General features: G+C 45.2%; 18 protein-coding genes. 2 read left to right on the forward strand and 16 right to left on the reverse strand.

Features of this window, described 5'->3' with window-relative positions; all coding sequences use genetic code 11:
• Positions 1-49: 49 nt before the first annotated feature.
• The 5 genes from AC27EZ_RS02825 to rplM form a co-directional block, all read right to left on the reverse strand.
• Positions 50-784, reverse strand: a complete 735-nt coding sequence (locus AC27EZ_RS02825) for a cytochrome c1 (RefSeq protein ID WP_487133844.1) — start codon at positions 782-784, stop codon at positions 50-52.
• Complete coding sequence (locus AC27EZ_RS02830) at positions 781-2,046, reverse strand: cytochrome b (RefSeq protein ID WP_421133642.1); 1,266 nt, start codon at positions 2,044-2,046, stop codon at positions 781-783. The genes AC27EZ_RS02825 and AC27EZ_RS02830 overlap by 4 nt, the downstream gene beginning before the upstream one ends.
• Before the next feature lies 1 nt (position 2,047).
• The gene (petA, locus tag AC27EZ_RS02835; protein ID WP_487133845.1) at positions 2,048-2,680 is read right to left on the reverse strand and encodes a ubiquinol-cytochrome c reductase iron-sulfur subunit; all 633 of its coding nucleotides are present in this window, start codon (positions 2,678-2,680) and stop codon (positions 2,048-2,050) included.
• Between the two features lie 443 nt (positions 2,681-3,123).
• Complete coding sequence (rpsI, locus tag AC27EZ_RS02840) at positions 3,124-3,516, reverse strand: 30S ribosomal protein S9 (RefSeq protein WP_421133640.1); 393 nt, start codon at positions 3,514-3,516, stop codon at positions 3,124-3,126.
• 12 nt (positions 3,517-3,528) lie between these two features.
• On the reverse strand, positions 3,529-3,957 hold the full coding sequence (gene rplM, locus AC27EZ_RS02845) for a 50S ribosomal protein L13 (RefSeq protein ID WP_487133846.1): 429 nt from the start codon (positions 3,955-3,957) through the stop codon (positions 3,529-3,531).
• Positions 3,958-4,340: 383 nt separating this feature from the next.
• Between rplM and AC27EZ_RS02850 the strand changes: the two genes are divergently transcribed.
• Positions 4,341-5,507 (forward strand): hydroxymethylglutaryl-CoA reductase, encoded by a 1,167-nt coding sequence (locus tag AC27EZ_RS02850; protein ID WP_487133847.1) that lies wholly within the window; start codon positions 4,341-4,343, stop codon positions 5,505-5,507.
• A gap of 21 nt (positions 5,508-5,528) precedes the next feature.
• On the opposite strand, the gene mazG is transcribed toward AC27EZ_RS02850, so the two are convergent.
• The 11 genes from mazG to djlA all read right to left on the reverse strand — a co-directional run bounded on the left by mazG (position 5,529) and on the right by djlA (position 17,035).
• Complete coding sequence (mazG, locus tag AC27EZ_RS02855; protein WP_487133848.1) at positions 5,529-6,353, reverse strand: nucleoside triphosphate pyrophosphohydrolase; 825 nt, start codon at positions 6,351-6,353, stop codon at positions 5,529-5,531.
• Positions 6,331-8,514, reverse strand: coding sequence for a GTP diphosphokinase (gene relA, locus AC27EZ_RS02860; RefSeq protein WP_487133849.1), 2,184 nt, complete (start codon positions 8,512-8,514; stop codon positions 6,331-6,333). Before relA ends, mazG begins: the two co-directional genes overlap by 23 nt.
• A gap of 13 nt (positions 8,515-8,527) precedes the next feature.
• The gene (gene rlmD / locus AC27EZ_RS02865; protein ID WP_487133850.1) at positions 8,528-9,907 is read right to left on the reverse strand and encodes a 23S rRNA (uracil(1939)-C(5))-methyltransferase RlmD; all 1,380 of its coding nucleotides are present in this window, start codon (positions 9,905-9,907) and stop codon (positions 8,528-8,530) included.
• 18 nt (positions 9,908-9,925) lie between these two features.
• The gene (gene acpS / locus AC27EZ_RS02870; RefSeq protein ID WP_487133851.1) at positions 9,926-10,303 is read right to left on the reverse strand and encodes a holo-ACP synthase; all 378 of its coding nucleotides are present in this window, start codon (positions 10,301-10,303) and stop codon (positions 9,926-9,928) included.
• Between the two features lie 27 nt (positions 10,304-10,330).
• Entirely contained in the window at positions 10,331-11,068 is a 738-nt protein-coding gene (gene pdxJ / locus AC27EZ_RS02875) for a pyridoxine 5'-phosphate synthase (RefSeq protein WP_487133852.1), read from the reverse strand.
• Positions 11,069-11,441: 373 nt separating this feature from the next.
• Complete coding sequence (gene recO, locus AC27EZ_RS02880) at positions 11,442-12,143, reverse strand: DNA repair protein RecO (RefSeq protein ID WP_487133853.1); 702 nt, start codon at positions 12,141-12,143, stop codon at positions 11,442-11,444.
• Between the two features lie 15 nt (positions 12,144-12,158).
• A complete protein-coding gene (locus AC27EZ_RS02885; RefSeq protein ID WP_487133854.1) occupies positions 12,159-12,434 on the reverse strand; it encodes a hypothetical protein in 276 nt (91 codons plus the stop codon).
• A gap of 44 nt (positions 12,435-12,478) precedes the next feature.
• Positions 12,479-14,200: a single-stranded-DNA-specific exonuclease RecJ gene (gene recJ, locus AC27EZ_RS02890; protein ID WP_487133855.1), complete on the reverse strand. Its 1,722-nt coding sequence runs from the start codon at positions 14,198-14,200 to the stop codon at positions 12,479-12,481.
• Between the two features lie 139 nt (positions 14,201-14,339).
• Positions 14,340-15,050: a bifunctional protein-disulfide isomerase/oxidoreductase DsbC gene (dsbC, locus tag AC27EZ_RS02895; RefSeq protein ID WP_487133856.1), complete on the reverse strand. Its 711-nt coding sequence runs from the start codon at positions 15,048-15,050 to the stop codon at positions 14,340-14,342.
• A gap of 201 nt (positions 15,051-15,251) precedes the next feature.
• Complete coding sequence (gene xerD, locus AC27EZ_RS02900) at positions 15,252-16,175, reverse strand: site-specific tyrosine recombinase XerD (protein ID WP_487133857.1); 924 nt, start codon at positions 16,173-16,175, stop codon at positions 15,252-15,254.
• Between the two features lie 2 nt (positions 16,176-16,177).
• Positions 16,178-17,035 carry a co-chaperone DjlA gene (djlA, locus tag AC27EZ_RS02905; protein WP_487133858.1) on the reverse strand — a complete coding sequence of 286 codons (858 nt, stop codon included), beginning with the start codon at positions 17,033-17,035 and terminating at the stop codon, positions 16,178-16,180.
• A 378-nt stretch (positions 17,036-17,413) separates the two neighbouring features.
• On the opposite strand from djlA, the gene AC27EZ_RS02910 reads away from it, so the two are divergent.
• Complete coding sequence (locus AC27EZ_RS02910) at positions 17,414-19,609, forward strand: LPS-assembly protein LptD (protein WP_487134003.1); 2,196 nt, start codon at positions 17,414-17,416, stop codon at positions 19,607-19,609.
• Positions 19,610-19,653: the final 44 nt, after the last annotated feature.

The following is a 19,653-nucleotide window of genomic DNA, read 5'->3' on the forward strand; positions in this document are numbered from 1 at the left end:
AAAAAGGGGGCGAGACGCCCCCTTTGACATTATACATAAATCTGTGCGATTAGTGCACTTCTCGCCAGTATTCTTTCTTCAATAAGTACACAAATACAAATAGTACTGCAATAAAGATTAATACCCACTTACCTATCTTGTGCGACTCTAGCTTCGATGGCTCACCGCTATACTCAAGGAAGTTAACGATATCGGCAACTGCTCGGTCGTACTCATCAGGCGACATTGAACCTTTGCCATCCGACTTTAACCCTACATAACGCTTAACCATTTCGCCGTCGACCATTTGCTCTTCGTACGTACGGGTAGGAGTACCCTGTAGTGGTTGAAGAACATGAGGCATACCCACTTCTGGGAACACAGTGTTATTCACACCAAATGGGCGACTTTCGTCAGCGTAGAAAGAACGAAGATACGTATAAATCCAGTCTTCACCACGAACACGAGAAACAAGCGTAAGGTCTGGTGGCGCAGCACCAAACCAAACCGCAGCGGCGTCTTCAGGCATTGCACGAGTGATATAATCAGTGACCTTTTCACCCGTAAACTGCAAATACTCTTGTCCTAGTTCATCAGGAATGCCTAAATCTTGGAAAGAACGCTGGTAGCGCTGATACTTCATTGAGTGACAGCCTAGGCAATAGTTCATGAACAATTGCGCACCGCGTTGCAAAGACGCCTTATCTGATAGGTCGATAGGTGCCTTGTCTAAGTGCACGTTTCCACCTGCTGCTAATGCAACGCCAGGTAGGAAGAATGCTAAAAAGCACATCAATTTTTTCATTTAGGGATCCTCTCTGGTACAGGTTTAGTATTTTCGTTTTTGCTGTACAAGAACAACGCAACAAAGAAGCCAAAGTACATTACCGTCGCAACCTGCGATGCAATGATTTTCCAGTTTTCTTGTGGTGTACCACCTAGGTAGCCTAAGAAGATAAACACAATTGCAAATACAATTAGGTTCACTTTATGAAGACCACAGCGGTAACGCCATGACTTAACACGACCTCTATCAACCCAAGGAAGGGCGAACAAAGCAGCGATAGCACCAAACATGGCTAATACACCGAACAACTTATCAGGTACAGCTTTCAAAATTGCATAGAAAGGCGTGAAATACCACACAGGGAATATGTGCTCAGGCGTTTTCAATGGGTTAGCAATTTCAAAGTTTGGATGCTCTAGGAATTTACCGCCCATTTCTGGCGCGAAGAACATGATATACGTGAACGCTGCAAGGAAAATACAGAACGCCACCAAATCTTTCAACACAATGTGTGGGAAGAATGGCAATACGTCGTCAGCAATGTCGTACTTGCTTGTGTAGTATTCATGGATTTCATACTTGGTCTTCTCAGACTCAGGTAATGAACCTTTCTTGTGTTTGATCGCCACACCATCTGGGTTGTTCGACCCCACTTCGTGTAGTGCAATAATGTGTAGGAACACAAGAATAACAATCACAAGTGGAAGTGCAATAACGTGTAATGCAAAGAAACGGCTTAGCGTAGCGCCTGAGATAACATAGTCACCTTGGATCCAGATAACCAGGTCAGGCCCGATAACCGGAATCGCACTAAACAGCGATACGATTACCTGTGCCCCCCAGTAAGACATTTGTCCCCATGGAAGAACATAACCCATAAAGGCTTCAGCCATAAGTGCTAGGTAGATAAACATACCGAACACCCACAGAAGCTCGCGAGGCTTCTGATAAGAACCGTAAATCATACCGCGGAACATATGCATATAAACCACAATAAAGAACGCTGACGCGCCAGTACTGTGCATATAACGGATTACCCAACCGTAATCGATTTCACGCATGATGTATTCAACAGACGCGAAAGCACCTTCAGAGGTGGGTACAAAATTCATCGTTAGCCAAATACCAGTAACAATTTGGTTAACTAAAACAATTGTTGCCAAGAAACCGAACACATACCAGAAGTTCATGTTTCGAGGCGCTGGATATTGAATGGCGTGCATGTTTGCAACGCGCATCAATGGAATACGTTCTTCAATCCAACCTAAAAACCCATTCATGTTACGCTACCTCCGCTTCTGAGCCGATGATAATCGTAGTGTCATCAACAAACTGATAAGGCGGCACAACGAGATTCAATGGTGCAGGAACGTTTTCGAAAACACGACCTGCCATATCAAACTTCGAACCATGACACGGACAGAAGAACCCATCAGGAACGCCTTCAACGTACTCTTCAAACGCGCCGTCTTTAAGATGCTGTGGAGAACACCCTAGGTGAGTACAGATACCTACTAAGATAAGGTACTCTTCTTTCATAGAGCGGAAACGGTTCTGTGCAAACGTTGGTTGTTGCTCTGCTTCAGAATTTGGATCTTTAAGCTGATCTTCGTGCCCACCCAACTCTTCAAGAATTTCAGGTGTGCGACGTACAATCCATACAGGCTTGCTTCGCCACATAACACGCACTAGCTGTCCAGGTTCAATCCCGCTGATATCAACTTCGATATCAGCACCCGCAGCTTTCGCCTTGGCGCTTGGATTCCAGGACGCAATAAAAGGGACTGCCGCGCCAACAACACCCACACCACCAACTACAGACGTAGCTACGGTCAAAAACCGACGTCTATTATTGTTTTCAGGCTGGTTATCGTTGTGTGCAGATTCTGTTGCATCTACAGATACATTGCTCATCCACATTTCTCCAGGTTCGGATAATCATGGTGGGCAACTCAAACTTATACTGGTCTTATTTCGTTTGAATCGTCGCACCAAATGGCTTGTCATGAAGAGTCCCGACCGTGTTTTTACACGGTTACAGGAATTCATAAAAGTTTTTCAATTTTTTCGACCGCAAATGATAAAAGAAAAGCCCTTATAAACACAAGGTTTTACTGGTATTTAGGCAATAATTTAATTGTAGTCGTTGTATAAGGAATAGTGAGGGAAGCGTCTAAAATCAAGGATTTGGGTGAATTATGCACGTTACTCACGACGAAATTAAACCTTTGTTACTTTCACTACGTCGTTATTTTACTAACGTTTTTGGTAAGTTAGCGATGACAAACTGGTTTAAGTACATAAAACAAAGGCAAAAAAAACCCGGTAAAAACCGGGTTTTTGGATAAAACGTAAAATTAACGCTTTGAGAACTGTGGACGCTTACGCGCTTTGTGTAGACCCACTTTCTTACGTTCAACTTGACGAGCGTCACGAGTAACGAAGCCAGCCTTACGTAGTGCAGGACGTAGCGCTTCATCGTACTCCATAAGAGCACGAGTGATGCCGTGACGAATTGCACCAGCTTGACCGTTAGAACCACCACCTTTAACAGTGATGTATAGGTCAAACTTTTCTAACATTTCTACAAGTTCAAGTGGCTGACGAACAACCATGCACTCTGTTTCACGACCAAAGTACTCGTCAAGAGCACGTTGGTTTACTTTAATGCTACCTGTGCCTGGACGCAGGAACACACGAGCAGTAGAACTTTTGCGGCGGCCAGTGCCGTAGTATTGAGTATCTGCCATGTCAGTTGCTCCTTAGATGTCCAAGACTTGTGGTTGCTGTGCGGTATGCTTGTGCTCTGCACCTGCATAAACTTTCATTTTACGGAACATTGCGCGTCCAAGAGGACCCTTAGGCAGCATTCCCTTAACTGCTTTTTCAAGAACCATTTCTGGCTTGTGAGCAATTAATTTTTCAAAGTTTGTCGTTTTAAGACCACCTGGATAGCCACTGTGCGCATAGTACATCTTACCTTGCGCTTTACGGCCAGTAACCGTAATTTTTTCTGCATTGATAACTACGATGTAGTCACCAGTGTCCACGTGAGGTGTGTACTCTGGCTTGTGCTTACCACGAAGGCGCAATGCAATTTCAGAAGCCAAACGGCCTAGTGTTTTGTCTGTGGCGTCTACCACGTACCAGTCACGTTCTACCGTTTCTGGCTTAGCAACAAAAGTTTTCATTTAAATATCACCCGAATAATATCGTCGTTACTGATTTCTGAACACCAGAAATCACCATAAAATCAACACAAAGACCCCTTCGAGCCGGCCGATTCTTCCACCTTCCCAAAGGTGGGCGTAACTGGGCAGGGCGCGAATTATACAGGTTTTGAGCAAAATGCGAACCCCTAATTGCAAAAAAAAGCGTACGAATTTCACCCATCGCCTATGATGCTAGTAATTATTACGTGTGGTACGGTAATCGCACTATCGTAAACGCGCTGAAAAACAAAAAGCCTTGCGCATTATTTTCTATGACTTTGACTAATATCATTACATCACCCCAATATATTTCCAATCGTGGTCTTTCAAACCTACTATGATGAGAACGGTAGGAGAAAAACATGAAGAAGATACCCCGTTCGGCATCCAACGATTATTCAGCGGACATGGTTAACAACAGGCGCCAGTTTATTGAAAAGGAAACGAACACCTCGCTTCCTCACCTTTCCCACTTTTCTCTACCACCAGAATCGGTAGCCGGAAACATAGAAAATTTTACTGGCGTAGCGCAGGTTCCTATTGGTTTTGCAGGCCCTATGACAGTGCAAGGTGAGCAGGCACAGGGCGATTTTTACGTTCCTATGGCCACAACTGAAGGCACGCTTATAGCAAGCTATAGTAGAGGAATGCGCCTCACCCGTGAGGCTGGCGGCGTAACAACCACGGTTATCGACGATGCAATGCAGCGCGCCCCCATGTTTTCATTTTCAAACGCCCGTGAAGCACTTGCCTTTGGCCAATGGGTAAAAGCGAACTTTGGGTTAATCAAACAGGCATGCGAAGCAAGTACACAGATTGGTAAACTGCGAGATATAGAACAATATGCGGTGTCTAAGCTTCGTTGGTTACGATTCAACTTTACGTGCGGTGACGCCGCCGGGCAAAACATGGTGAGCAAAGCAACCAAGGCTGGCTGTGAATGGATCATCGCGAATTACCCCTCCCCCATTGAGCATTTTGTACTTTCTGCAAACCTGGATACGGATAAAAAGCACTCCCACTTAAATACATTGCATACCCGCGGTAAGCGTGTTGTCGCTGAGGTAACACTTCCCAAGGCACTCGTAACCGACGTGATGCATTGCACTCCCGAAGCATTGTTTAAACAACGACAGTATTCCAATATGGGAGCGATGTTGGCAGGAAGTGTGAGTAATGGCGCGCATTTCGCCAATGGTATTACTGCATTATTTATCGCTTGCGGGCAAGATGTCGCCAATGTTGCAGAATCCTCAGCAGGGTTTACTTATGCCGAAATCACGCCAAACGGTGACTATTATTTTTCTGTTACGATCCCGTCACTTATTGTCGCCACCTACGGAGGCGGCACTGGGCTTGGCACACAAGCAGAGTGTTTACGCGTATTAGGATGCGACGGTACAGGTAAGGTTAATAAATTCGCTGAAATTGTTGCGGCAACGGTACTTTGTGGAGATTTATCACTCGCCTCTGCTGTTGTTGCCGACGAATGGGTCTCTAGTCATGAACGGTTAGGCCGAAATCGTTAACTAATAGGCGATGTATCGATGTTATCGTTCGTTTTGCTTTACTTGTTGCCAAAGCGCTTCCATCTGTTCTAACGATAACGAGGATAAATCAGCAGCTTGCTGTTTAGCCCGAGCTTCGACTCCTTTGAAACGAGTAGCGAATTTAGTGCTTGCTCGCCGAAGCGCGGTGTCAGCATCAACATTGCAATGGCGCGCTACATTTACCATTGCAAAGAGTGCGTCGCCAATCTCCGCTTCGATAAGCTGCTGCTGGCGCTCATCTGCATCAAGCTCTTGCTGAATTTCTTCCACTTCTTCACGTACTTTATCAAGCACCGGGCCAACCTCTGGCCAATCAAACCCCACCTTCGCACATGCTTTTTGTATTTTCTGAGCATACATAAGTGCTGGCATACCGGTTGGCACAGAGTTTAACAAGCTTGGCGCGTCAACATTTGGTGAGCTATTCCTTTTTTCAGCCGCCTTAATCTTGTCCCATTGTGTATTAAGTGCTTCATCACTCAATGTCACCTTACTCGTGCCAAACACATGGGGGTGGCGCCGAATTAGTTTATCACCAACCTCTTTTGCAACCTCGTCGAACGTAAACACGTTTGCCTCTTTGGCAATGTGTGAGTAAAACACGATATGAAAAAGTAAATCGCCTAATTCTTCCTTTATGTCATCGGTGCTTCCATTCTCAATGGCATCGACCACTTCATACGCTTCCTCTATCGTATAGCGCGTGAGGCTTTTCATGGTTTGTTTTAAGTCCCATGGGCACCCGGTGTCGGGGTCACGTAACCGTGCCATTATGCCTAACAATCGGTTCAGCTCTGTTTCTTTAGAACTGTTTTCTTCTGGCATCAGTCACCCCTTTTAACTGCCGAAGTCTTGATAATACTTTTGATAGCGTATCTAAATCTAAAACTTCAATTGAAATGGTGATAAGCGCGGTTTGCCTGTTTTTATCACTTAAGCTGTTAACACCAAGCAGAGGAACATTTTCATTCGCAAGTACCGTGGTGATGTCGCGTAAAAGCCCCGTTCTATCGTGGCAATAGATATCCACGCCAGTTTCAAACCCAACTTTTAGTGACTCAGACCAATTTACCTCAATTTGACGCTCCGGATGCTGCGATAATAAATGCAACAACTGGTCGCACCCTTCCTTATGCACGCTAACACCACGTCCCTGAGTAATGTAGCCCATTATGGGCTCACCGGGTACAGGCTTGCAGCAATTGGCCAACTGACTCATTAAGTGACCAACACCTTGAACAATAACTGCATCTTTCTTCCCCGAACCACCGGCGGTTTTACGTGTTTTTACTTTGGGGCTAATCTCAGGCTCAGGCTGCTCTGGCTCATGCAAATGATGAATAAAGTTGATGACCTGCATGACTCTGACATCGCCAGCACCGACAGCGGTGTAAAGGTCATCGTTATTATTGAGGTTGAATTTCTCGCACGCGCTTGAAGGCACTTTCACAGGAAGGTGAGCGCGATGTAACTCTCGCTCTAGTAACTCTTTACCCGCCGCGAGATTTTTGTCTCTATCTTGTTTTTTGAAGAAAGAGTGAATGGTTGCGCGTGCACGTGATGAGTGCACATAGCCTAAACCAGGATGCATCCAGTCTCTGCTTGGATTAAGCGCCTTTCCGGTAAGCACCTCGATTTGATCGCCACTTTGCAGTAAATACGTAAATGGGACGATACGTCCGTTCACCTTGGCACCTATGCATCGATGGCCCACATTACTGTGAATATAATAAGCAAAATCGAGTGGCGTAGCGCCTTGAGGAAGGTCAATCACATCCCCCTTCGGCGTAAATACGTACACCCTATCGTCGAATACTTGGCTTCGTAGCTCCTCAACCAAATCACCCGACTCTGATACTTCTTCTTGCCACGCCAAAATGCGACGCAGCCAATTTATTCGTTCATCGAAACCAGATTGCTTACCCGAACTTCCCTCTTTGTACTTCCAGTGCGCCGCAACGCCAAGCTCGGCATCTTGATGCATTTTCTGGGTTCGTATTTGTATTTCGACGGATTTGCCTTTAGGTCCTAGAATGACCGTGTGTATAGATTGGTAGCCGTTTGGTTTTGGCGTGGCAATATAGTCATCAAATTCATTAGGAAGGTGTTTATAATTCGCATGAACCGTTCCCAGTGCGGCATAACAATCTTGAAGCCTTTCAGCAATGATACGTACGGCTCGAATGTCGAACAGCTGTTCGAATGTGAGGCGCTTTTTCTGCATTTTTTTCCAAATACTGAAAATATGCTTAGGCCTACCATAGACTTCTGCTCGAATGTTTTCGTTGTTCATTACCGACTGTAAGTCGTCGACGATGGCATCGATGTAATCAGCTCGCTCTTTACGTTTACCATCTAGTTGTTTGGCGATACGCATGTAGGTGTCTGGGTGAAGATACCTAAACGCGAGATCTTCAAGCTCCCATTTAAGCTGGCCTATCCCCAGTCTATTGGCGAGCGGTGCGTAAATACTCGCACACTCTCTGGCGACCATAACTCGCGTTTCTTCGTCGGCTTTTTTAACTTGTTGAAGCGCACAAATGCGCTCAGCCATCTTAATCACGACTGCTCGTACATCTTCGACCATGGCCAACAGCATTCTGCGAATGCTATCAATATGCTGCTCGTCAGATTTTTCAGATAGGCCGTGTGCGCTTGCCTTGCGACTGTGCAAGACTTTAATTGCGTCCATTCTACGCACACCAATAACCAGCTCACAAATTTCATTGCCGAAGGCTTCTGTTATTGCTGCATCGTCTAAGTGGTGTTGTTCACAGTAAGGGAAAACCAGTGCAGCTTGAAGCGTAGCATCGTCCATATTAAGTTGGCACAGTATTTCCACCATCTCTTGGCCAACAAGCAGCTTTTCAGGTTCAGAAGATACGCTTCTTAGCTTATCTTTGGTTTCATCAGACAAGGCAAGGCTGTCCAACCAAACTTCAAAGGGAGGTCGCTCTGCGGCATGTACTTTTCTTGTCGACACCATAACTTAATACTCGTTACTGTTTTTTACGTGTAAATAACGCCATCATTTCCATGTGTTGTGTAAATGGGAACATTTCAACGGCTCCCGCTTTTTCAATCACGTAATGTTGCTCAAGAAGCACTCGAGCATCTCTTATAAACGTACTTGGGTTGCAAGAAACGTACACTATTGACTGTGGCTTTGCTTCTGCCAGTGCATGACAAACCGTCAATGCGCCTTCTCTTGAAGGGTCTATCAGTACTTTATCAAACCCTTTTGAAAGTGCACCACGTACATCTTTCTCATTCGCTAAATCGAGATGTAACCACTGTACGTTTTTAATGCCCTGTTCATGCGCATTTTGTTCGGCACGTTGCACCATTTCAGGTACACCCTCTACCGCCTGCACCTCAGCACCAGTTCTGGCGATAGGCAAAGAGAAATTTCCCAAACCACTGAACCAATCTGCAACCCGTTCACCTTTTTTAGGCGCAAGCCACGCAAGCGCTTGTGTAATCATTTGCTGGTTGACACTTTCATTCACCTGGATAAAGTCATTGGGGGCAGGTGATAAGGTCAGGCCGCCTTGTGTATGCACCTTGAGCTCAGCGATACGATGTACATAAGACAGTCGCCCTTGCTTATTCTCCAAACAAACATTGATACTATGCTTGCTACCAAATTCACCCAGGGCGCTCACAAATTCGGGCGACAGAGGCCTTGTGTGTTTCACGCTAACCTGTGCCACATTATCGCCCGCTATAAGCGTGACATGGCCTATCGCACGGGCACATTCATATTCAGAAAACAGTGATTGTAGTGGAGTGAGCAATGCGTTAAGCGCAGGAACGAGCACTGGGCATGAAGGCGCGTTAATAACATTTTTACCTGCATGTTCTCGAAAGCCAAGCTTGACGTTATCCATATTTCTGGCATCAATAGCTAGGCGCGCCTTTCGTCGATAGGCCGGCGTGCTTCCCGATAAAGGTGCCCCCCATACATCGCCAGATACGTGAAGCTGACGCATAAGCATTGTTTTTAGCGCATCGTCTCGAAGTGACAAAGCCGCGTTTGCTTCAATATGCTGTAACTGGCAACCACCACATGTTGAAGCAAGCGAGCAAAACGGAGTAACCCTGTATTCGGAGGTACTATTAAGTTTGGTTGTGGTCGCATTTGCCACCCGCTTTTTACTACTCACGACGTTAACGTCACATGCCTCGCCAGGTAGCGCGCCCTCTACGAAATACATAATTTCGCCACGAACAACACCATTACCCATCCAGTCTAGGCTGTCTATAGTCAGTGATGCCTGCTTCGGAATGGCGCTTGCGCTTGCCCTCGCCTTTACCTTGCCGTTTTCACGTTTGCTGATAACGCTTTTCGTTTTGCCCGGCTTATAAAAATTAACCAAAAAATGACTCCGGTAACATTAAGATTCTAGAATGACCGTTGCCACGGCATAAGATTGTTCATCAGAGATACTCAGAAATGTCTGTTTTATCCCTCTTTTCTCACACAACGTCGCCAGTTCGCCGGATAACGTAAGAAACGGCGCCCCCGCTTCGTTGTTGCGCACTTCAATATGTTGCCAACTTACTCCGTTACCTATACCCGTACCAAACGCTTTTACTGTCGCTTCTTTCGCAGCAAAGCGTTTTGCAAGGTAAGCCAGCTTTGTGTTGCTATTCTGATATCTACCGTATTCGTATTCGGTTAGTATGCGACGGGCAAGTCGATTCGTGACCGTGTCGTCTTTTCCTAAACGCGCAATTTCAATGATATCGGTACCTAAACCTGCAATGGCCACCGGCTGCCCTCTTAGAATGGAGTTGTGCTATAAACCCGCACGGGCTTCTAACATTAGTTTACGCATGTCGGCTACAGCGGTATGCAGCCCATCAAATGCTGCCCTTGCAATAATAGCGTGGCCAATGTTTAACTCGATGAGCTGAGGAATAGCAGCAATAGGTTTAACGTTATGATAATGCAGACCATGGCCAGCGTTCACTTTTAACCCTTGGCGGTCTGCGTATTCAATACCTTCAATTAACCGGGCCAACTCTTCTTGTTGCGCCGCTTCGGTGGTTGCCTCTGCATATTGACCAGTATGAATTTCAATGTAAGGCGCACCGCACTCTACCGCTGCGTCAATTTGAGATTTATCAGCATCGATAAATAATGACACTTGAATATTTGCATTAGCAAGGCGCTCGCACGCCGCTTTTACATGAGCAAGATTTCCCGCTACATCTAATCCGCCTTCGGTAGTAAGCTCCTCTCTTTTTTCAGGGACAAGGCAGCAAAACGCAGGGTTAATTTCTTCTGCAATCGTGACCATTTCGTCGGTAACCGCCATTTCAAAATTAAGGCGGGTATTGATGGTTTGTGCTAACAATCGTACGTCACGATCTTTTATATGACGTCTGTCTTCGCGCAAATGAACAGTGATGCCATCGGCGCCAGCACGTTCGGCAACATCAGCCGCATGAACCGGGTCGGGATAGTGTGTCCCTCGCGCATTGCGAAGGGTGGCAATATGATCAATGTTTACACCTAGAAGAATCGAATGCATGAATGTGTGCCTGTGTTATAACTAACGTAAAAATGATGAGCGAATAGTTACCTTCGCGGTAACGGGGCTTTCAATCAACGTAACCGTGCAGGATACCTAAAAGCCGTTGTTTTTTTATAAACCATGTTTCAATACACGTTAACACTGTACGAAACATCACGCCTTTAAGTTTCATTCTGGCGTACAGCTCGCTCTTGTCGCGCTTAGCGTTTTTACCTTGATTAAATATGATTTAAATGTATTACGGTGCGACGTAATGAACAGCGCACCTTGCGTCAGATTAGTGTAACAAAAACAACCGTAAAAGCGCATTACTTCATTGTGAAAGTTCATGACGTTTTAACGTAAAAACACCCCGACGACGCGCACCCTGTTAACGCTTTCTTACTGAAAACAACTCTCTACTTTTCAGCGGTTTGTCGCCTATTAATGGCTTGAGTAAATCACGGCAAAGGACCTTCGCCACTTTTTTTCCCATATCATCGAATTCACCGTTTGCTAAGTTAAGCAACGTAGCGCCGGGAAAAGCCCTAGCTGGTCTGCCATCTGGTGCAGCGTAAAACCCTAGTTCAGGATGCAAGTAGTATGTCTTGCTTTCAACAATAGGTTTATCGTTTTGCAAGTCAAATGTGAAATCGGGTAGCAGCCCCATTTCTTCAAGCAGAGAAAACTCAAACTCACGCAACGTCAACTCAAAGTCCGATGATGTAGATAAGGCACTTAGCGCAGTAGTGTAGGCATGAAACAGCCCGTCACTTGCCAAGCCAGAAGGCATAATTCGGTTCACTAGTTCGTTCACGTACATCGCACAAAAAAGTGCTTTACCCGGAAAGATAAGTGAGGCTGCGGTACTTTCAACGTGCTGTAAGTTTTTTAAATCAGACTTACCCGCCAACTGCAAACGCAAAGCCTGAAAGGGCTGCAATAAACTTTTCTTATCCGATTTACTGTTTTTCACGCCTTTTGCTACAGCACTCACCCGCCCTTCTTCTAATGAGAAAAAGTCGACAATATAGCTTGTCTCTCTATACGGCCTCCGGTGTAAGACAAACGCCGTCAACCACTCGTCATTCATTGCATCATCATCATGTTAACTGCGCTTTAGACGCACCACCTTCATGGTTTCAAACTCCATGCCAGCGACACTCTCTACATTGGGATAATAGGTGATGTTAACGCGCGCCCCTTTTAAACTTTGATATTGCTGTTTACGGCGATATATAAAAGGGACATCAACATTTTCTATCATTATCGTATTGCGTACCCACTCTCCTTCGTCACGTTGTACATGAGAAGTCACCTTCATATTATCAGATTGAGTTAACTGCCCGTGTTTTTGAACCAGCTTCTCGCTTTCAGATTTCATATCATCACTGCGTCTGTCGTGTGTTTTCTAACGACGGTATTCTGTTACGCTGGCGTTATTTGCTCAACCAATAACTGAACCGTTTCGTTACCTCTAAATACGTTTACATCTAATCGATAGGCCAACTGAACCCGTCGATGCGACGCATTCGGCCACTGTGCAAGGTCAACGTTAAAAGCAATAGCATCGACTTCGCCCACCGTTGGTGCGCGTAACACTAACTTTAAATGCTTCTCGCCCACTAATCGCTGGTTTACCACGTCAAATTCGCCATCGAACAATGGCGACTCAAAACCTTGGCCAAACGGGCCCGCCATTTTTAGCAGGCGTGCAAAATCAAGCGTTAACTCTTCTGCAGTTAATGTGCCGTCGGATAGGATTGAATGATTACCATCAAGCTTTTGCAGATGTACCTGCGTCACCTCGATAAACGCGCTTTCAAAAGCCGATAGCTTTTCTACAGGTAGGCTCAATCCCGCGGCCATGGCGTGACCACCAAACTTGTCAATAATATCAGGGTAACGCGTATTGACCTCTTCAAGTACATCACGAATGTGTACCCCGGGAATGGAACGTGCCGACCCTTTGATAATGTCATCATCTTGATGGGCAAATGCGATCACGGGTTTAAGGTATTTCTCCTTTAACCGGCCAGCAACGATACCAATAACGCCCTGATGAAAGTCTTTTTGATAAACCACCAGTGCCGATGGAATATCCCCTTCATTAAGTGCCATCTTTTCGAGTACTTGTTCGGCTTGCGCTTTCATTCCCGTTTCTATCTCGCGACGTTCTCTATTCAGCGCATCCAACTCTGCTGCAATCATTCGCGCTTGAATAGGTTCATCTTCCAACAAACAGGCAATACCTTGCGACATATCGTCCAATCTGCCGGCAGCGTTTAAGCGTGGGCCAACAACAAAACCTAAATCGGTTGAGGTTAAGTGTCCGCATTCTCTATTTGCAACGTCGACCAGTGCCTTAATACCTGGTCTACATTTGCCTGCTCGAATACGCTGCAGCCCCTGATGCACTAGAATTCGATTATTTTTATCTAGCACAACCACATCTGCCACCGTTCCCACGGCCACAATATCAAGTAAGCTTGCGAGGTTGGGAGGCGCAATCCCCTTACTGGTGAAGTAGCCCTTTTGCTGAAGAACAGACTTTAAGGCAAGCATAATGTAAAACGCCACGCCTACACCGGCTAAATTTTTTGAGGGGAACGTACAGCCATGTTGATTAGGATTAACGATGGCATCAGCATCGGGGGTTTCCTCGCCGGGAAGGTGGTGATCGGTGACAACAACCTGAATACCCAACGATTTAGCGTGTGCCACGCCATCAATGCATGAAATACCATTATCCACGGTCATGATTAGGTCGGCGTTTTGCTGTTTTGCAATATCGACGATGGGAACACTTAACCCATAACCAAAATCAAAGCGATTAGGCACGAGGTAGTCCACGTTGGTGTACCCAAGCATGCGCAACGCAAGAATACATACGGCAATGCTCGTGGCACCATCGGCATCAAAATCACCCACAATGATAAGCTTTTTATCATTTTCAATGAGCGTGGAAAGCAGCTCTGCTGCATGCAATGCACCTTTCAGTGCATTGAAATGCGTTAACCCTTTAAGACCGATATCCAGTTCATCGACGCTCTTTATATTTCTGCCTCGATAAATGCGGTCTATCACGGGGTGTAAATCGGGTGTTAAAGCGGTGCCGTTAACTTCACGGCGAACAACAGGCAATATCATTTGAAACCAAATATCGTCAATTCATAGGTATGAATGATAACCGAGATCAGCGGGCGAAAGGCAAGAAATTAGTGGTTTAATACTATCGTTAACAGGTTTTGCAACGCGCACTCATCATCTAGTGCGCGCTGCATGGCAGTTAACCTGCTTGATTTAAACGCTGTAACAAAACAGCAGCAGGCTGGTAGCCAGGAATAAGTTCTCCATCAGGCAATATGATATTAGGAGTGCCATTGACGCCTAACTTTTGACCCAATTGATACTGTTCAGCAACGGTATTTTCGCATGTTGAAGACGGTACTCTGTCACCGGCTTTAGCGTCTGTTAATGCTTGCTGAGGATTTTCAGCGCACCATACGGCCACCATATCCCCGTAGGTTGGGCTATTAAGCCCAGAGCGAGGAAAAGCAAGATAATTAACGGTGATACCAAGGTTATTTAGCTCATCGATTTCATTATGAAACTTCCGGCAGTATCCACACGTGATATCGGTAAACACGTTGATGACATGTTTTTCATTAGCCGCTTTAAACGTAATAGCAGACGAGGTAAACGGTTTCATACTCTCAACGCGCAACGCAGATAACGCCTGCTCTGTTTCGTTTCGCATGCCTTCATCAATATTGAAAATTCGAGCCTGCACCAAATACTTGGCATCCTCACTTACGTAAAATAGACCACGGTCGGTAGACACCTGGACTAATCCTGGTATTGGAGAATCCCCCATTGTCTCAACACTCAAATCTAACATGCTAGACAGCTTATTTTTAATTGCCGCTTCATCGGCTGCATGGCCAACTGCACTTACTAGGGCCAGTGCAAACGCAAAAACTTTAATAACTGATTTCACTTAACAACTCCGAAAATGACATCGCGCCCCGTGCAGGCCAATGTACAAAACATTAAATACGAGAGGGAATATTGATAAGACCTTTATATTCACCAAATAATTCCCGAACTACGATAAAACACGCTTATATGTCGCTCTTGTTTTCATGCTATCACAGGGTTTGTTAGCATAAACACGTTTTCATCCCACTTTATGCGTCACTTACCCTCTAGGGTGGTGGCTATGAATAAGGGTTTGCAAGCGCTCAGTTGCAACATGGGTATAAATTTGCGTGGTAGAGAGGTCGCTATGCCCCAGCAGCATTTGCACAACACGTAGGTCGGCACCGTGGTTTAATAAATGCGTAGCAAATGCATGTCTTAGTGTGTGAGGAGATAGGTGCTGCTCAATGCCCGCTTTCACTGCGTAGTATTTTATCCGATGCCAAAATGTCTGACGTGTCATTTTTTGGCCTCGCTTGCTTAAAAAGACGACATCAGTCTGCTTAGTGGCAAGTACCGGCCGGGCATTTTTAATATAAACCAATAGCCATTCGATGGCCTCTTCACCCAATGGAACCAACCGTTCTTTATTGCCCTTTCCGGTCACCCGCACGACGCCTTGCTGTAAACTTACTTGATCTAGGGTTAAGCCAATTAATTCACTTACCCGAAGTCCCGTAGCATAAAGCACTTCTAACATACTCTTGTCTCTGCATTCTACAGGGTCGTCTGTGAGCGGCGCAGCAAGTAGCGTTTCAACTTCACGCTCGGACAAGGATGTTGGCAATGTCTTTGCCGTTTTCGGGTTAGATAAAGAAGATACTGGGCTGTCTACACGAACTTGCTTGCTGATTAAAAAGATATAAAAAGCACGCATTGCGCTCATCGCACGTTGCGTGCTTCGTGTCGATAAGCCTTCGTGATGTCGATGCGCCAGATACCCTTGAATATGCTCACTGGTTAACACCGAAATATCTTTTATACCCTCATTATTGCAGTACACCGCCAGTTTCGTTAAATCAGTTCGGTAACTTTGTTGCGTATGATCTGAAAGCCCTTTCTCCAGCCAAAGCATCTCGATAAATTCATCAATGTAGGCTTGGGTTACTGCCGGTACATAGGTTAATTTTCGCGTTGGTGCCATGATTAAAAGCCGCGTTTTTCTTTGACTAGCTCGTAAGCAGATTGAATATCCTGTGCTTTTTTCTTCGCTATTTCCATTGCCTGTTGAGGAAGCCCTTTAGATATTAGTTTATCAGGGTGATGCTCTGACATGCGCTTTCGATAAGCACGCTTAATCGTTTTTTCATCGTCATGCTGGGTAACACCCAAGATTTGATAAGCATCGGACAAAGACTGTTGGTCTGAATACCCACTGCTTGCCCTTCCCTGCTGGCCACGTCGTTGGTCTGATCCCCCGTTTCCACGACGTTGTCTAAAGCGAATTTCAGCCTCGTACATGGCAATAAGATAATCTACATCTTTGCGCCTAAACCCTAATGGTTTCGCCACTTTTTCCAGCACGCGGTACTCTTGCTGAGACACTTCTCCATCAGCGAACGCGGTCTGGATCAAAATCTCGAGAAACACTTGCAGTATATCTCGTCGGCCATGGCATGCTTGATAAAACGTATTGAGCGTATCAACAAGCGGAAAGTCTCTTGCTTTCCCCTCTCTAAAGGCATTTTGCGCCTCTTTGCGGGTATCACCGGTTAGCTGCATATCATCCATTAATGCAGTCGCAATTTGAATTTCCTTCGGTGTAACCTTGCCGTCTGATTTTGCTAAGTGACCTAACGCAGAAAACAGGCTGTGAAAAAATATCGCTTGCTGCTTCATGCTTTTAGGATCAGAAAAAAAGCGCGCAAAACCACCAGACCTATTGAAATCTTGGCTGTATGCTTTATCAAAAAAATGGCCAACAATAAGCCCTAGAATTGCACCGGGAATTTTTAAAAACATTAGGCCAAAAATAACGCCCAGCACTTTTCCCCATATAGCCATGTAGACTCTCCTTTATAAGCACCGACGCGCGATTACGACAAAATAAGTGATAATGTTGCATGTCATTATGACGAATTACTCATTATAAGTAAGCGCATAAGCCGCAAATTCAAGTTAATTAGGCCGTAATTACGACAAAATTGGTAATATATCTTTCTTTTTTTTAAACAACGGTTGGTTAATAGATAATAAGTGCTTAGAATTGACGGCTTGCACAAAAGAGTTACGTGCTGGTGTTCAGCATCAGCACATTGATAATAATATGCAGAACGCTATTAGGAAGCCTTTGCTACCATTTCGTTCCAGCAGCACCAAATAGAACAGGCCATTCCCCATCGCATGAAAAAGACCTGCGTCATGCTTGTCGCCGCGACACTAATGTCAGTGAATACATACGCGCAACAAGCCAATTCTCAAACACAAGCTCCAGTAGGGCTGTGTTACGCTGAGCCTATTTCTTTTAATAGCGAAAAGTTGATGCCAACGGGCCATGTGAAGGTTGAGGCAAACAGAACCGAAATTATCAATAACAAGGTCGCACTTTTTTCGGGCAACGTAGATATTACCTCTGACACCGCAGTGATTAGTGCGTCTCAAGCACAAGTCAGTGAAAACGGCCGCAATTTGATTGCCAAAGGAGAGGTGCAATACCGTGATGCGCAACTTAGTGTAGAAAGTGACGCGGTTTCTTTTCGTGCTGACGAAGAACGATTAGAAATGGAAAACACCCAATACACGCTAACTGGCTTTGTAGGTCAGGGCGCAGCAAAAGATATTTTGCTCGATACTGACACGGGTATTGTGCTCAAAGAGGTAAGCTTTACTACTTGCCCCGAAGGTGGCGAAGACTGGATGATCCGAGCGAGTGAAATCAGCTTAGAAAAGGGCACCGCTTGGGGCAAAGCAAAAAATACGCGATTTTATATTGCAGATGTCCCTGTTTTTTACCTTCCCTATTTTGCATTTCCGGTAAGCAATGAACGACAAACAGGATTACTATTTCCACAACTTACCAGTTCAAGTCGAACGGGTGTAGATTACGAGCAGCCTTTTTATTGGAACATTTCACCCAACTATGACATGACGATTTCGCCGCGTTTCATGTCGTTACGTGGGGTACAACTTAATACCGAGTTCCGTTATCTTACTGAGAAAAGCCAAGGCATGGTGTACCTTGAATACCTCCCCGGTGACAAAGATATTGCAGGTAACCCAAATCGCTACTTTTATCGTCTAGAGCACCAAGGGCAGATAAATAAAAACTGGATGTTAGGTATAGACTTTAATGGGTTAAGTGACGATAACTACCTTGTCGATTTAGGCTCAGATTATTACAGTCGTGCCGATACACACCTATACAGAACGGTTAGCCTGCGTTATTACTCTCAGGCGCTGTCGGTAAATATGCAAATAAAAGACTTCGAAATTATAGGCGATACGGCTGATAGCTACCGCGCGCTGCCTGAAATAAAGGTTAATTACCGTAAGCCATTAGGGGAGTACTTTCAATTTAACCTCGATTCCGAACTGGCGTACTTCGATAACACATCAGAATCGTCACCTACTGCTGCTCGCTTTCACATTGCTCCTACCCTCTCGATGCCGCTTCGCTCGGCGTGGGGAGAATTTATTGCCGAAACTACACTGATGCAGACAATTTATCGCCAAGATAATATCGAGGGTACTGCGCTTGAAGAAAATGTTGAGCGAACTATCGGCCAAGGCCGTCTGTTCGGTGCACTCTATTTCGAACGCGACACATCGTGGTTTAGCAACGATACATCAATGACATTAGAGCCAAAATTACAATATCTATATACGTCGTTTGAAGACCAAACTGCCATTGGTCTCTATGATGCGACCGTGTTGTTGACTGACGTGGAAGGGTTGTTTCGTGGACAAGAATTCACTGGATTAGATAGAATAAACGACAACAATCAAATTACCCTTGGCGTAACCACACGACTATTAAATGAGAATAACAGGGAACAATTGGTACTCAGCTTAGGTCAGATATTCTATCTTGAAGATAATAAAGTTATTGCTGCATCTAAAGACGGCGATCGTTCTGCCCTTGCGGCTGAACTCGACTGGCGCTTTAATGACAATTGGTACTTTCACTCCGACGTTCAAATCACTACTGATACCGACAAAGTTGATATCAGTAGTGTTGGGTTAGAGTATCGTCAAGATAGCAATCGTTTTATCCAATTCAGCCATCGTTATGCAAGAAACCTAAGTGGCGAGACCATCGACCAAATCGGTGTTTCCGCTAGTTGGCCGATTAACGAAAACTGGCAGTGGGTAGCACGGACGTATCGTGATCTAGAGAGACAAAGAAGTATTGAAACCTATGCGGGTTTACAATACGAGTCATGCTGTTGGGCGGTAAGACTAGTTGCACAACGCACCTTAAATAACCGTTTTAATGCATTGGGTGAGCAACTGACCAATGACTTCGACTCGGGTGTCTCTATGCAATTTATTTTCAAGGGAATTGGTACTTCAGGTACACGAAGAAGCATGTTACGCGACGGCTTGTTTGGCTATCGCCAACCATATAGTTTAAATTAACCGGTAGTGATTCAAGTGAATACTTGATTAAACGCATTAACCAA

This window comes from Alteromonas sp. 4NH20-0056 (assembly GCF_057539655.1).

Coding starts and splice junctions, on each gene's coding strand:
- AC27EZ_RS02825 (WP_487133844.1), bottom strand. CDS start 784: ATGAAAAAATTGATGTGCTTTTTAGCATTCTTCCTACCTGGCGTTGCA.
- AC27EZ_RS02830 (WP_421133642.1), bottom strand. CDS start 2,046: ATGAATGGGTTTTTAGGTTGGATTGAAGAACGTATTCCATTGATGCGC.
- petA (WP_487133845.1), bottom strand. CDS start 2,680: ATGAGCAATGTATCTGTAGATGCAACAGAATCTGCACACAACGATAAC.
- rpsI (WP_421133640.1), bottom strand. CDS start 3,516: ATGGCAGATACTCAATACTACGGCACTGGCCGCCGCAAAAGTTCTACT.
- rplM (WP_487133846.1), bottom strand. CDS start 3,957: ATGAAAACTTTTGTTGCTAAGCCAGAAACGGTAGAACGTGACTGGTAC.
- AC27EZ_RS02850 (WP_487133847.1), top strand. CDS start 4,341: ATGAAGAAGATACCCCGTTCGGCATCCAACGATTATTCAGCGGACATG.
- mazG (WP_487133848.1), bottom strand. CDS start 6,353: ATGCCAGAAGAAAACAGTTCTAAAGAAACAGAGCTGAACCGATTGTTA.
- relA (WP_487133849.1), bottom strand. CDS start 8,514: ATGGTGTCGACAAGAAAAGTACATGCCGCAGAGCGACCTCCCTTTGAA.
- pdxJ (WP_487133852.1), bottom strand. CDS start 11,068: ATGCATTCGATTCTTCTAGGTGTAAACATTGATCATATTGCCACCCTT.
- recO (WP_487133853.1), bottom strand. CDS start 12,143: ATGAATGACGAGTGGTTGACGGCGTTTGTCTTACACCGGAGGCCGTAT.
- AC27EZ_RS02885 (WP_487133854.1), bottom strand. CDS start 12,434: ATGAAATCTGAAAGCGAGAAGCTGGTTCAAAAACACGGGCAGTTAACT.
- recJ (WP_487133855.1), bottom strand. CDS start 14,200: ATGATATTGCCTGTTGTTCGCCGTGAAGTTAACGGCACCGCTTTAACA.
- xerD (WP_487133857.1), bottom strand. CDS start 16,175: ATGGCACCAACGCGAAAATTAACCTATGTACCGGCAGTAACCCAAGCC.
- djlA (WP_487133858.1), bottom strand. CDS start 17,035: ATGGCTATATGGGGAAAAGTGCTGGGCGTTATTTTTGGCCTAATGTTT.
- AC27EZ_RS02910 (WP_487134003.1), top strand. CDS start 17,414: ATGTCAGTGAATACATACGCGCAACAAGCCAATTCTCAAACACAAGCT.